The organism is Methylocystis sp. WRRC1 (genome assembly GCF_020733155.1).
GTDB lineage: Bacteria > Pseudomonadota > Alphaproteobacteria > Rhizobiales > Beijerinckiaceae > Methylocystis.
The window spans coordinates 1,606,546-1,620,742 of sequence record NZ_JAJFZJ010000001.1; the positions used below are offsets into that span (position 1 = coordinate 1,606,546).

Annotated in this window: 10 protein-coding genes; 7 read left to right on the forward strand and 3 right to left on the reverse strand. The window is 65.8% G+C overall.

Annotated elements, in window-relative coordinates; genetic code table 11:
• Positions 1–18: 18 nt before the first annotated feature.
• A complete protein-coding gene (locus LG047_RS07830; protein ID WP_227966191.1) occupies positions 19–3,069 on the reverse strand; it encodes a ribonuclease E/G in 3,051 nt (1,016 codons plus the stop codon).
• 738 nt (positions 3,070–3,807) lie between these two features.
• On the opposite strand from LG047_RS07830, the gene LG047_RS07835 reads away from it, so the two are divergent.
• Positions 3,808–5,070, forward strand: coding sequence for an N-acetylmuramoyl-L-alanine amidase (locus tag LG047_RS07835; protein WP_227966192.1), 1,263 nt, complete (start codon positions 3,808–3,810; stop codon positions 5,068–5,070).
• A 404-nt stretch (positions 5,071–5,474) separates the two neighbouring features.
• Entirely contained in the window at positions 5,475–7,889 is a 2,415-nt protein-coding gene (locus LG047_RS07840) for a penicillin-binding protein 1A (protein WP_227966193.1), read from the forward strand.
• Positions 7,890–7,952: 63 nt separating this feature from the next.
• On the opposite strand, the gene ccmB is transcribed toward LG047_RS07840, so the two are convergent.
• On the reverse strand, positions 7,953–8,624 hold the full coding sequence (gene ccmB, locus LG047_RS07845) for a heme exporter protein CcmB (protein WP_036283580.1): 672 nt from the start codon (positions 8,622–8,624) through the stop codon (positions 7,953–7,955).
• Entirely contained in the window at positions 8,621–9,283 is a 663-nt protein-coding gene (gene ccmA / locus LG047_RS07850) for a heme ABC exporter ATP-binding protein CcmA (protein WP_227966194.1), read from the reverse strand. The genes ccmB and ccmA overlap by 4 nt, the downstream gene beginning before the upstream one ends.
• A gap of 188 nt (positions 9,284–9,471) precedes the next feature.
• Here ccmA and LG047_RS07855 point away from each other — a divergent pair, with 188 nt between their 5' ends.
• From LG047_RS07855 to LG047_RS07875, 5 genes are all read left to right on the forward strand, one after another.
• On the forward strand, positions 9,472–10,710 hold the full coding sequence (locus LG047_RS07855) for an aminotransferase class I/II-fold pyridoxal phosphate-dependent enzyme (RefSeq protein ID WP_227966195.1): 1,239 nt from the start codon (positions 9,472–9,474) through the stop codon (positions 10,708–10,710).
• Between the two features lie 77 nt (positions 10,711–10,787).
• Positions 10,788–11,990, forward strand: coding sequence for a hypothetical protein (locus LG047_RS07860; RefSeq protein ID WP_227966196.1), 1,203 nt, complete (start codon positions 10,788–10,790; stop codon positions 11,988–11,990).
• A 4-nt stretch (positions 11,991–11,994) separates the two neighbouring features.
• The gene (locus LG047_RS07865) at positions 11,995–12,990 is read left to right on the forward strand and encodes a fatty acid desaturase (RefSeq protein WP_036283585.1); all 996 of its coding nucleotides are present in this window, start codon (positions 11,995–11,997) and stop codon (positions 12,988–12,990) included.
• A gap of 4 nt (positions 12,991–12,994) precedes the next feature.
• Positions 12,995–13,648, forward strand: coding sequence for a sterol desaturase family protein (locus LG047_RS07870; RefSeq protein WP_227966197.1), 654 nt, complete (start codon positions 12,995–12,997; stop codon positions 13,646–13,648).
• A 17-nt stretch (positions 13,649–13,665) separates the two neighbouring features.
• Complete coding sequence (locus LG047_RS07875) at positions 13,666–14,184, forward strand: hypothetical protein (RefSeq protein ID WP_227966198.1); 519 nt, start codon at positions 13,666–13,668, stop codon at positions 14,182–14,184.
• Positions 14,185–14,197 lie beyond the last annotated feature (13 nt).

A 14,197-nucleotide genomic window follows, 5' to 3' on the forward strand; every position in this document is an offset into this window, starting at 1 on the left:
TGTCTGCGCCTCTCGCGCTCATTCCCCGAATGGAGTGCGCACGCGTTGCCACCAGCCGCCCTTCTTGGGGCGGTTGGGATCGGCCTCGGTGATGACCACCTCGGTCGGTTGACGCGGCGGAGCCGGAGGTTGCGGCGCGGGCGTCGGCTCGGTCGCCATTTCAGCCTGGGATTCGACAGCCTGGGGCTCGACAGCCTGGGGTTCGACAGGCGCAGACGCGGCGCCGGGCGTCTCGACAGACGCCGCCTCGGGTTGCGCCGCCTCGGGTTTTGCGGCCTCGACGGGCGGAGCCGCCTCCTCGACAGGCGCCGCGGGAACGGAAGGCGACGCAGCCTCGAGGCTCACGGTCTCCGGCGCGAAGGGAGGCATATGCGCCTCGCCCGGCGACACGAAATCCGCCGCATCCACGACGCCCTCGTCGAGCGGGAACATCTCCGAGGGATGGCGGAACTCCTCGGGCAGCGGCGCCGAACGGCGCCAGCGGCCGGGTCCGCGTTCAGGGCCGCGGCTGCGGCCGGCTCGCTCCGGACGCGGCTCGCGCGGCGCCGGCGCTCCCTCGATCGCGGCCATGAAGGCGAGGCCCTCGTCCGACGGCTGTTCGGCGCCGAGCGGCATCTGCTCGCCGGCCTGTCCGCCGCCTCGACCGCGACGGCGACGGCGACGGCGCGAGCGCTGCGCCCCTTCCTCGCCCTCTTCGCCGTTGAAACGGCTGCGGGCGACGCGCTCCTCGCGGCGGGATTCGGCGCGGGCGATTTCCTCTTCGCCCTCCTCGCCCGTCTCGACGAGCGCTTCCTCTTCGATCGGCTCTTCCTCGAGCGGCTCGGCGCGCAAGGAGTCTACGCGCAAGGGCGCGGGCGCCGCCGGCAGGCGCGGCCCGCTGGCGAGTTCGCCGCGCTCCAGCGCATGATACGTCGCGCCAGTCAGCGTATCGTCGGCCGCGACGGTGATGTGGACGCCGAAGCGGCTCTCCAGCTCGTGCAGATGGGCGCGCTTCTGGTTGAGGATGTAGAGCGCGACGACGGCGCGGGTGCGCAGCGTCACGTCATGCGCCGCGCTCTTGATGAGCGCCTCCTCCAGCACGCGCAGCACATGCAGCGCGACGGAGGCCGTCGAGCGCACATGACCGGCGCCGAGGCAATGCGGGCATTGCACGGTCGAGCCTTCGACGACGCCCGCGCGGATGCGCTGGCGTGACATTTCGAGCAGCCCGAAATGCGAGATGCGGCCGACCTGAATGCGGGCTCGGTCGTTCTTGAGCGCGTCCTTCAGGCGGCGCTCCACCGCCCGATTGTTGCGGCTCTCCTCCATGTCGATGAAGTCGACGACGATGAGGCCGGCGAGATCGCGCAGGCGCAGCTGGCGGGCGACTTCGTCCGCGGCTTCGAGATTCGTGCGCAGCGCCGTGTCTTCAATATTGTGCTCGCGCGTCGAGCGGCCCGAGTTCACGTCGATCGCGACCAGCGCCTCCGTCTGGTTGATGACCAGATAGCCGCCGGACTTCAGCGTGACGTGATTGGAGAACATCGCGTCGAGCTGCGCCTCGACCCCGCTCTCGGCGAAGATCGGGAAGGCCTCGCGGTGCTGCTTCACATTCTTCGCATGGCTCGGCATGAGCATGCGCATGAAGTCCTTGGCCTCGCGATAGGCCTCATCGCCGGAGACCACGACCTCCTCCACGTCTCGGCCATAAAGGTCGCGGATGGCGCGCTTGATGAGCGAACCCTCCTCATAGACGAGGGTCGGCGCGCTCGAGCGCAGCGTCAGCTCCCGCACGCTCTCCCAAAGGCGCAGCAGATATTCGAAGTCGCGCTTGACCTCCGCCTTGGTGCGGGTGGCGCCGGCGGTGCGCAGGATGACGCCCATGCCCTCCGGCACTTCGAGATCGTGGACGATTTCCTTGAGGCGCTTGCGGTCGGCCCCGTCCGTGATCTTGCGGGAAATGCCGCCGCCGCGCGCGGTGTTGGGCATCAGCACCGAATAGCGGCCGGCGAGCGAGAGATAGGTGGTGAGCGCCGCGCCCTTGTTGCCGCGCTCTTCCTTGACGACCTGCACCAGCAGCACCTGCCGGCGCTTGATGACTTCCTGAATCTTGTACTGGCGACGCGAACGGGCGGCGCGATAGGGAGCCTCATCCATGGCGTCGCCGCCGATATGCTCGACGTCGTCCTCTTCGTCGTGCTCCTCGTCGTCGTGGTCCTCGTCGGCCGGATGATCGGCGCGAGCCTGCGTCTCGGCGACGCCCTCCGGGCCTTCCTCGGCCGACTCCTCGCGGGCGCGCTCGCGCGCCTCGTCGCGCTCGTCCTGACGGAACGCCTTCAGCTCATGGTCGGGGGCCTGAGTCTCGGCAGTGTATTCAGCAGCCTCGCCTTCCTCCACCGAGCCGAAGCCCGACGGATCGACGGAGATGGTGTGATGCGCCTCTTCGGCGCGCGTCAACTCGGCTTCGAGCTCCTCGACAGCCTCGGCCTCGACCTCGATGTCGGCCGGGGCGAGCGCTTCTTCCGCGGGCGCGAAGGGGGTCTCCGGAGCGCCCTCCGCCTCGGCGGTCGGCGCGGGCTCCTCCGCGCTCTCCGGCGCGAACGGGCCCGCTGACGTCTGATCGGCGGGCGTTTCCTGCGTCTCGATTGCGGCCGCCTCCAGCAGCGCCTCGACGTCGATCGGCTCGCTGCTCAGCGCCTCGTCGGCGCTGGCGCGCTTCTCGGCGCCCTCATGCTGACGGCGGCGCGAACGGCGGCCGCGGCCATGCGGCCGGTGATGCTCCTCCTCCTCGTCCTGACGATGGGCGCGGCTCTCCTCCTCCAGCAGCGCCTGACGGTCGGCGACGGGGATCTGGTAATAGTCGGGATGGATTTCCGCGAAGGCCAGAAAACCATGGCGATTGCCGCCGTAGTCGACGAAGGCGGCTTGCAGCGAGGGTTCGACCCTCGTCACCTTCGCCAGATAGATATTGCCGCGTAACGGTTTCTTGTCGGCAGCCTCGAAGTCGAATTCCTGAACGCGGTTACCGCGTAGCACCACCACCCGGGTTTCCTCCGGATGGGAGGCGTCGATCAGCATTTTGTTGGCCATGGGGAACTCTTTGCAGCGCTGCGCGCGTCGGCGCCGGCGGGCCGCGCCGCAATCCTGTTGGGGATGCGGCGACCGCTATTCGGCGCGGCCTGACGGCGCGTGCGCTTGTTGTCGGAGAAAGGGGAGAAGGCCGAAGGCCTCTAACACGCTGGCCGGCGCGAGGACCGGCGGACAGATCGCTGGGATGTGCCGCCCGACGCCGGCCTTGGCCGGGCGTCGCGGCGATCAGCCGAACGAGATGACAATCCGGGGCGCGACCGAATTTCAGTCCGCGGCCCAGTTCAAGGCGGCCAAGGCCCGCGCGAGAGAAGCGAAAGTCCACCGCTCGGTCGGACCGGGCGAGGAGACTTTTCGCTTTTTCGCATGTCATGGTCGTGGCCATGAGATCGTCAAAAAACCTTTCGCGACGCCCGAAGGCGGCGAGTATGCGTCACAACCGGCCAGGGCCGCGCATGACGTAAAGACTGCTGTCCCGAAAATCCGCTGACCCAAGCTTTCATGGCTCGATGCGGCCGGGCCGGCCCAGGGATTCCCACAGAGCGCGTTACTTCATAGCTGGCGCCCGCGAAACGCGCAAGCGCCGCAACGAGGCGCCGCCATTTTCCTGACATATGAGGCTGGCGGGCGGGACCGGGAGAGGCTAACGATCCCTTAACGGAGTTTCTTTCAAAATCCTTTACACGCCAACCTCGAGTTGGCAGCCGTGCGTGGGAGCGAGGGGGAATGGGGCGGTCGCTTTTGAAGCGCAAACAAATCTTTGGGCGGCTTTTCGCGCGCGCGCCGGGGCGAATCGGCGCGACGTCGGCGCTGATCTGGGGCCTTTTCGCCTGTTCCGCTTTCGGAGCCGGCCCCGAGACCGTGACTGCGTTCGCCAGCCGGGTCGAGGCCCTTCCCGATCGCACGAAGCTCATTTTCGATCTTACCGGCGCCGTCAAGGCGAGCGCCCACCCGGTCGCCGATCCCCCGCGCGTCATCGTGGACCTGCCGGAGGTCGCCTTCCGGATCGATCCGCAGGAGGGACGCGCGCCGGCCGGCTCGAAGCTCGTCAAATCATACCGTTACGGCCAATTCGCGCCGGGGCGTTCGCGCGTCGTCGTCGATCTCGCGGGGCCGGCGAAGATCCTGCGCGCCGAAAGCGAGCCGGTGAAGGACGGGGCCCGCCTTATCCTCGAACTCGCGCCGACCGACCCCGCCAAATTCGCCGCGGCCGCCGCCGAAAGCGCCGCCCTGCCGGCGCCGGCGGCGGCGCAACCGGCCGCCCCGCCCGCGGCCCCTTCCGGCAAACCGGTCGTGGTGATCGACCCCGGCCACGGCGGCGTCGACATGGGCGCGACCGGCAAGCATGGCGAGCAGGAGAAGGCGATCGTCTTCGAATTCGCTCGCGTGCTCGCCGCCAAGATCGAGGCCGGCGGCCGGCTTCACGCGGTCATGACCCGCAACGAGGACGTCTTCCTCCCGCTCAACGAGCGGGTGCGCCTCGCCCGCGCCAGCAACGCAGCCCTGTTTCTCTCGATCCACGCCGACACGCTGGCCGAGCCGCATGTCGAAGGAGCGACCGTCTACACGGTGTCGGCCAAGGCCTCGGACGCCGAGGCCGCCCGAATCGCGGAAAAGGAAAATCTCGCCGATCAGGCGGCCGGACTCGAACGCAAGGAGGACGCGGAGGAGATCGGCGGCATATTGTTCGAACTCACGCAGCGCGAGACTCTCGCCTTCAGCCGCCAGTTCTCGCAGGCGCTGATTTCGCGCTGGAAGGACGCCGGCAGCCTCAACAAGAATCCCGCCCGCTCCGCGGGCTTCGTCGTGCTCAAGGCGTTCGACGTGCCCTCCGTTTTGCTGGAGCTCGGCTATCTCTCGAGCGAGAAGGACCTCGCCCGGCTGACCTCGCCGGAATGGCGGGATCACGCCGCGGGCAAGACCGCCGAGGCGGTCGAGGCTTTCTTCGCGACCCGCGCCCGCGAGGCGCGAGCGCCAGCCGAAACAGCGCAGCGCCCACAATAAAACACAAAAGAGCGTCAGTTGAGGGAGGCGCGCGAAGGCGCAGGCGCGTCGCGCGCGGACGGAATTATCGGCGTTCGCTTGGCTTGAGCGTGACGAGTAAGCCCGTCAATCGACGCAAGAATTGGCGTTCATCCCGTGGTTTCGGCAGGTTGCGCATGGACGGATCGGCCAAAAGCCACTGGATTGACAGGCGCCGGCGATGGTAAAGCAAACGTAAGCTGAAGGTCGACAGGCGGAATGAATATCCGTTTCGGCCCCAGGTCCAACAAGCATAAGGCGTCGGCGCGATGCGCGCCTCTCCGGCGATGTCCCATTAAAATTGGGACAGGTCGAAGACAGATGGCGGAACAGACCCCATATCAGGCCCGGGCGTTCAAGGCCCGATGCTGCGAGGAAGATAATTCATGCGACTGCTCGCAAGGTTTCTAGGCTTTGTCTTTGCAACGGGGACGATCCTCTTCCTCATTGGCGCGGTGGCCGCCGCCGGGCTGATCTATTACTATTCGAAGGACCTGCCGGACACGGCGCAGCTGCGCAACTACGAGCCGCCGGTCACGACCCGCATGCACGCCGGCGACGGCTCCATCCTCGCCGAATATTCGAAGGAGCGGCGGCTGTTCCTGCCGAACTCCGCCATTCCGCAATTGGTCAAGCAGGCCTTCATCTCGGCCGAGGACAAGAATTTCTACACGCACAACGGCATCGATCCCGAGGGCGTGATGCGCGCCCTCACCGTGCTGGCGCAGGGCGGCCGCCATGTGCAGGGCGCCTCGACCATCACCCAGCAGGTGGCGAAGAACTTCCTTGTCGGCAACGAGCGTTCGATCGACCGAAAGATCCGCGAGGCGCTGATCTCTTTCCGCATCGAGGCCGCCTATTCCAAGGAGCGCATCCTCGAGCTCTATCTCAACGAGATCTATCTCGGCCTCGGCAACTATGGCGTCGCCGCGGCCGCGCTGAACTACTTCAACAAGTCGGTCAACGAGCTGACGCTCGCGGAGGCCGCCTATCTCGCCGCCCTGCCGAAGGGGCCGAACAACTACCACCCCTTCCAGCATCGCGAGCGCGCCATCGAGCGGCGCAACTATGTCATCGACCGCATGGAGGCCGACGGCTTCGTGACCGCCGAGGAGGCGGCCAAGGCGAAGGCCGAACCGCTCGGCGTCAATCCGCGCGTGCTCTCGCCCAACACTTATGTCGCCGGCTATTTCGCCGAGGAAGTGCGCCGCGAATTGCTCGAGCGCTATGGCGAGAAGACGCTCTACGAGGGCGGCCTCTCGGTCCGCACCACGCTCGACCCGAAGATGCAGGCATGGACCCGCAAGGCGCTCGCCGACGGCCTCGTCCGCTTCGACGAGGCCCATGGCTTCCGCGGCGCGATGAACCATATCGACGTCTCGTCGGACTGGGGCGTGACGCTCGCCGCCATTCCGGCGCTGGGCGACGTGCGTCCCTGGCGGCTCGCCGTGGTTCTCGACGTGAACGATTCGGGCGCCCGCATCGGATTGCAGCCCGGCCGCGAGAAATCCGGCGAAGTCGCCCGCGAGCGCGAGACCGGCCTGCTGACCGCCGAGGGCATGCGCTGGACCGGCCGCAGCCCGCGCGCCGCCCTCACCGTGGGCGACGTGATCTATGTCGAGCCGTTCGCCGCCCGCCCGGGGCAGTATCGCCTGCGCCAGATCCCTGACATTTCCGGCGCCATGGTGGCGATGGACCCCTATACGGGCCGCGTCTTCTCCATGGTCGGCGGCTTCTCCTTCGACCAGTCGGAGTTCAACCGCGCGACGCAGGCGCTGCGGCAGCCGGGCTCCTCCTTCAAGCCCTTCGTCTACGCCACGGCGCTCGACAACGGCTACACGCCCTCCTCGTCGATCCTCGACGAGCCGATCTCCATCCAGCAGGCCGACGGCAGTTACTGGACGCCCGAAAACTTCGAAGGCGGGCACGGCACCGGCGCGCATCCGCTGCGCTATGGCATCGAGCACTCGAAGAACATGATGACGGTGCGTCTCGCCAAGGACGTCGGCATGCCGCTCATCGCCGAATACGCCAAGCGCTTCGGCATCTATGACGACATGCCCGCCTATCTCGCCCTGTCGCTGGGCGCCGGCGAGACCACGCTGATGAAGATGGTCACCGGCTATTCGATGCTCGCGAATGGCGGCAAGCGCATCAAGGCGACGCTGGTCGACCGCGTGCAGGACCGCTGGGGCAAGACGATCTATCGCCACGACGAGCGCCAGTGCCTCGGCTGCGACGCGGCGAAGTGGGACAATCAGAACGAGCCCAAGCTGATCGACAAGCGCGAGCAGGTGCTTGATCCGCTGACCGCCTATCAGATCACCTCGATCATGGAAGGCGTGATCCAGCGCGGCACCGGCGTGTCGATCAAGTCGGTCGGCAAGCATCTCGCCGGCAAGACCGGCACCACCAACGAGGCGAAGGACCTCTGGTTCATCGGCTTTTCGCCCGACCTTTGCGTCGGCGTCTATATCGGCTACGACCGGCCGCGCTCGATGGGCGACCATGCGCAGGCCGCGCTCTACGCCGCGCCGATCTTCCGCGACTTCATGACGGTCGCGTTGAAAGACAAGCCGGACGCGCCGTTCCGCGTGCCGCCGGGCATCAAGCTGATCTCCGTCGATCCGCGCTCGGGACTGCGTTCGTCCGGCCAGGGCACGATCCTCGAAGCCTTCAAGCCCGGCACCGCTCCGCCCGACTCCTATTCGGGCGGCGGCGGCGGCGGCGGGCCGCGCCAGCTCAACACGCCGCGCGACGTCGACCAGCAGGTCGGCAGCGGCACGGGCGGGCTTTACTGAAAGAAAAGAGCAGAGCGAGAACGGCTGAAAGAGAAGCGCCCGGGAAGACCCCCGGGCGCTTTTTCATTCCCCCAGATTCCGCAGCGCCGCCGCCGCCGCGAAGGGGCAAAGCGCCAATGCGGCGAGCGTGATCGCGCAGAGGATCGAGAAGGGCGAATAGAAGGGCACGGTCCCGCCCGTCGCGGCCTCCGCCGCCGAGACGCCGAAGATCAGCACCGGAATCGTCAGCGGCAGGACCAGGAGCGCCATCAGCAGGCCGCCGCGCCGCACGGTGACGGTCGCCGCCGCCCCGATGGCGCCAATCAGCGTCAGCGCCGGCGTACCGACGAGCAGCGTCGCGACGACGCCGACGAGAGACGCCGTCTCCTGCTGCAGCATGAGGCCGAGGAAAGGCGCGGCGACGATCAGCGGCAGGCCGGTCGCGGCCCAATGCGCCGCGCATTTCACCAGCACTGCGAGCTCCAGCGGCGTGTCGCCGAGGTGAAGCAGGTCGAGCGAGCCGTCCTCGGCGTCGGCCTGGAACAGCCGGTCGAAGGCGAGCAGGCTCGCGAGCAACGCCGCGATCCAGAGGATCGCCGGACCGATGCGGGCGAGGAGGTTCGGGTCCGGCCCGACCGCGAAGGGCACGATGGTCACGAGCGTGAGGAAGAACACGACGCCCATGGCGCCCGAGCCGCCGACGCGACGGGCGATGCGCCATTCACGCAGGAAGAGAGAGGCGAGCGGCGACGTCACTTCAATGCTCCCAGCGGCAGTTCGGCCGCTTCTTCGAGTCCCAATGGTTCGTGGGTCGCCGCGACGATAAGGCCGCCGAGCGCGCAATGGTCGCGCATGGCTTTGGCGAATTTCTCGCGCGAACCGCGATCGAGGGCGGTCATCGGCTCGTCGAGGAGCCACAGCGGACGGAAGGCGACGAGGAGCCGCGCCAGCGCCGCGCGCCGCTTCTGTCCCGCCGAGAGCGCCCCGAAGGGCGCGTCGAGCGCATGCGACAGCCCCACCACGGCGAGCGCGTCCGCCACCGAACGGCTGCGCGGGTCGGGCTCGCGGGAGAGATAGCCCGCCCAGAAATCGAGATTTTCCGCCACGGTGAGCGCCGCCTTCATGCCGTCGGCATGGGCGAGATAATGGGTCTGTTGCGCAAGTTCCGCCTCCGCCGCGCCACCCTCCAGCGCGACCGTTCCGCCGGCTCTCGGCAACAGCCCGGCGATCGCGCGAAGCATGGTCGACTTGCCGACGCCGTTCCTGCCGGTCACGACCAGCGCCTCGCCGCCGGAAAGCGCGAAGCTCACCCCGTCCAACACCCGCCTGCCGCCGCGCGCGACTGCAAGATTCTCCACCCTCAGGCGGAGGGGCGAGTGAAAATCGGCGTGGGGGCGATGCGGCGGATGTTCCATTCGACAAGCCAATAGAGAAAGCCGCGCGCGAGCGCCATAGGGGCGGCCGGCACCGGCGCACTGGCGCCGACGGGGCGGGGGTGCTAAGGGACGCGATCATTCCTTGGGCGCCCGCCGACCGCGGCGCGCCCTTATCTTGAGCCGGCGAGCGCGCGACGCGGCCGGTCATGCAGGGACTGCGGATTTAAGTGACGAAGCACAGAAGCCTCTCGGACTATGCGTCGCGGAGATTCCGCCTCGCGGGCAACGCCCTGCTCGAGTTCAACAACCCCTTCTTCGCCCAGATCGACAAGCTGCGCGCCGATTTCGAGGCGCAGGGCACGCATTTCGTCAGCTTCGCCAATTACGACTATCTGGGCCTCGCGAATCACCCCCGCATCCGCGAGGAGGCCAAGCGCGAGGTCGACAATCTCGGCATTGGCGCCCTGGCGTCGCGGCTCGTCGGCGGCGAGCGCACGACCCACAAGCAGTTCGAGGCGGAGATCGCGAGATTCATCGGCATGGAGAGCGCGCTGGCGCTGGTCTCCGGCTATCTCGCCAATGTGACGACGATCGCCTATCTGATGAACGGCAAGCGCGACGCCATTTTCATCGACGAACTCGCGCATAACAGCATCGTCTACGGCGCCGAGGGCGCGCCCGCCCATGTCGTCAAGTTCCGCCACAACGACATGGATCACCTGGACCATCTGCTGGCGCGCCATCGCGAGGAATATCGCAATGTGCTCGTCGTGGTCGAGGGCGTCTACAGCATGGACGGCGACACCGCCGACCTGCCGCGCCTCTATGAGATCAAGGACAAATACAAGATCTGGCTGATGGTCGACGAGGCCCATTCGCTGGGCGTCCTCGGCGACCATGGCCGCGGCCTCGCCGAGCATCAGGGCGTCGATCCGCAGCGCATCGACCTCATCGTCGGCACCATGTCGAAGAGCCTCGCCTCCTGCGGCGGCTATGTCTGCGCGAAGAAGGAGGTGATCGAGTGGTTTCGCTTCACCCTTCCCGGCTTCGTCTACAGCGTCGGCTTCTCGCCCGTCATTCTCGCGGCGGCGCGCACGGCGCTCAAACTGATGCAGGAGGAGACCTGGCGTATCGGGAAACTCGCGCAGAACGCCGAGCTCTTCCGCCAGGTCGCGCATGAGAACGGCTTTTCCACCGGCCCGGCCATCGGCCGCGGCGTGGTGCCGATCCTGTTCGAAAGCGACCTCGAGACCATGTGGGCGGCGCGCCATTTGCTCGAAAAGGGCTATTACGTGCCGCCCGTCGTGCGCATCGGCGTGCCCAAAGACGGCCCGCGCCTGCGCTTCTTCTTCTCCGCCAATCACACCGAGGCCGAGATTCGCGGCGTCATTCACGCATTGCGCGACATGCCTCCGGTGTCGGAGGAAGCCCAGCGCATCGTCGCCGCGGCGATGGCGGGCGCCTGACACGCTTCGGCCGCAGGCTCGTCTCCGCGTCAATATGACGCTTTCGCGCGCGGCGTTTTGACCGATAGGACTTGTGCATGGCGCGGATCGAGATTCTTCCCGTCGACGGACTGTCGCGCTTCCTGGTCTTCTGCAAGCTGCCGCGCCTGATCTACGCGGGCGCGAAGGGCTTCGCGCCGCCGCTCGACCTCGAGCGCTGGACGCTTTTCGCCCATATGCTCAATCCGCATTACAAACTGGTGGAGGACCAGAAGTTCCTCGCCCGCCGCGACGGACAATGGGTCGGCCGCATCAGTGCGCATGTCTACAAGGACGGCATAACGCCCGTGGGGGCGAGCCCGGCGCAATTCGGCGCGCTCGACGCCATCGACGACCTCGAGGTGGTGCGCGCGCTGACGGAAGCGGCCGAGAACTGGCTGCGGGAAAAAGGCGCGACGCGCGCCAACGGCCCCTTCTCGCCCACGATCAATGGCGAATGCGGCATGCTGGTCGAGGGCTTCGAGGCGACGCCCATGATCTTCATGCCCTGGCATCCGCCCTATCTCTCGCGCCATCTCGAGGCGCTCGGCTATACAAAGGCGCAGGACCTCATCTCCTATCGCTTCGAGCTCGACGAAGGATTTCTCAACGAGGCTCCCCGCATCTCGAACCGCCGGGAATGGCGCGACCGGCTGAAGCTGCGGCCGCTGAACATGGACGCGCTCAAAACCGGCGAGACGGCGCTGATGCAGGAGCTGTTCAACGACGGCTGGAGCGGCAACTGGGGCTTCGTGCCCTTCACCAAGGCCGAGTTCGACTCCACCGCCGACGCGCTGAAATTCGTCATGCCGCCGGAATTCGGCATCGTCGTCGAACTGGACGGCGTTCCCCAATCCTTCGTCATCGCGCTGCCCAATCTCTTCGAGATCGTGGCGGACATGGGTGGAAAGCTCTTCCCCTTCGGCCTGCCGCGTCTCATCTCGCGCATGCGCCATCACAAGTTCAACGCCGCGCGCATCGTGCTGCTCGGCACGCGCAAGGCGCTTCAGAACAGCGCGACCGGCGGCGCCATTCTGCTCGCGATGATCGAGGAGATGCGCCGGCGCGGCGCTTCCGCCTCGATCAAGCATCTCGAAGCAGGATGGGTGCTCGAAAACAATCTCGCCATGCGCAAGCCGATCGAAATGTTCGGCGGCAAGGTCGACAAGATTCATCGCATTTACGAAAGACGGCTTTCCGGCGACGGCGAAGCCCGGCGTGCGCCCGACAGCGTTTCAGCAAATCCGCAAGCGACAGGATAACATCATGAACGGCATTTCGGTCACCGCAAACGGCGCCGACCGCTCGCATGTCGAGCGTCGCCGGCTGATCCTCGAGAAATATCCGCAGGTGCGCGAGCTCTTCGGCAAGGACCCCGTCACCTTCAAGATCACCGCCGGCATCTTCGTCGGCCAGCTCGTCATCGCCGCCTGGCTCGGCTGGCTCGGCCTTTCCTACTGGTGGCTGTCGCTGCTGATGGCGATCTGCGTCGGCGCCTTCGCCAATCACGCCAATTTCGTCATCATTCACGACGCCATTCACAATTGCGTCTTCGACAATCCGCTCGCCAACAAATGGACGGCGATCCTCGCGGACCTGCCCAACGCCTTCCCGACAGCGATGGGCTTTCGCTGCTATCACATCAAGCACCACTCGCATCTCTCGGCCTATGACTACGACGCCGACATTCCGAGCCAGTGGGAAGTCGAGTGGGTCGGCAACAGCACATGGCGCAAGGCGGCGTGGCTCTTCGGCTTTCCCGCGATCCAGCTCGCGCGCCTGTCGCGGCTGAAGGGCACGGTGCCGATCATGGGCAAATGGACCTATATCAACATCGCCGTGATCGCCGCCTTCGACATCTTCGTGCTCTGGGCCTTCGGGCCGAACGCCCTGCTCTATCTCTTCTTCTCCTTCTGGTTCTCGGTGGGCGGCCTGCATCCCCTCTCCGCACGCTGGGTGCAGGAGCATTTCGCCTTTGCGCCCGATCAGGGCACCTTCGATTACTACGGGCCGCTGAACAAGCTCGCGCTCAATATCGGCTATCACAACGAGCATCACGACTTTCACGAAATTCCGTGGACGCGCCTCCCGCAGCTCACCGCCATGGCGCCGGAGTTCTATGACACGCTGCGCTGCCATCGCTCCTGGGTGGCTCTGCTCGTGACCTTCATCTTCGATCCCACCTATTCGCTCGGCACGCGCTCGGAAAATGTGACGCAGGCCGCCGAGCGCGCGGCCCCCGTCGCCGCGGCCGCGGAGTAAGCCCATGACGCAGGACATAAAGACCCAGGCCGAGCCGCTCGACGCCTCCCCGCGCCTTTTCGAGAACGATCTCCTCGACAAGATGTCGCGCGTGCATCACCTCACGCCGGTCATCGTCTATACGCCGATCTTTCTCGGCCTGGTCTTCTATTCGCTGACGCTGAACGGCGTCGCGCTGGTGCTGCTGGGCCTCGTGCTGGGCTATCTCGGCTGGACGCTGACCGAATATTTCGGCCACCGCTATCTGTTCCACACGGTGTTTCCGCTGCCCTTCGGGCTCGGCCCGCGTTTCCAGTTCCTGATCCACGGCGTGCATCACATCTATCCCAACGACCCGCTGCGGCTCGTGATGCCGCCGCTGCTGTCGGCGCCGATCATGCTGATCGCGCTCGCCATCATCCGCGCGCTGTTCGGCGCGACATTCGCCTGGCCGGTGCTCGCGGGCTTCATGGCGGGCTATGTGATCTACGACTGCGTGCACTACTGGACGCATCACGGCCAGCCGACGTCGGAGTTCGGCAAGATGGTGAAGCGGCTGCACATGCTGCACCACTTCCGCGACGCGGAGAAGGGTTTTGGCGTGCACGCGATCTGGTGGGATTACGTGTTCGGCACGGCCTACAAGAAGGGCGAGACGCCGGGGACGCGGGCGGTTTAAGTGGTTTGATTTAATTGTTGATCGATCAAGAGCATTGGGAGGCAATGGTGCCAAGCGACCTGTCGGGGCATCCTTCACTGGAGGTAGCTTATTGGATCAGTCAAATAGCCGCCGCGATCGCTCGGTGCCTTTTAATTTTGATCACGGTTTGGGCAGGGTTCGTTGCTTACAGCCAAGCGACCGCCTTTAAGTTGTTTGAACTCTTGAAATATGCGCAGGATGAAAATTTTCGTGAGTCTCGACGTATTGTCATCCGTGAAATTGGACCTAAAAAAGGCACAGACTGGTGGCTCGATGAGCGCCTAGAAAATATGGCTTCCAATTGCTGCGCTCATTATGACGTTCTAGGTCGTGTCCTATTAATTTCAGGGAAAAGGAACATGGGTCGTTTTTTCGCGACCAACTGGGCCGACAGCATTATCCGCACTTACGAGATACTTGATAACTTCATGGAAAATCGGCGATCGTCCGGAGGAAATGACTATCGCGGCTATATTTGGTTGTACAAAACAGCCAAGAAATCACGAGATCGCTAAGTTAAGTCATTTC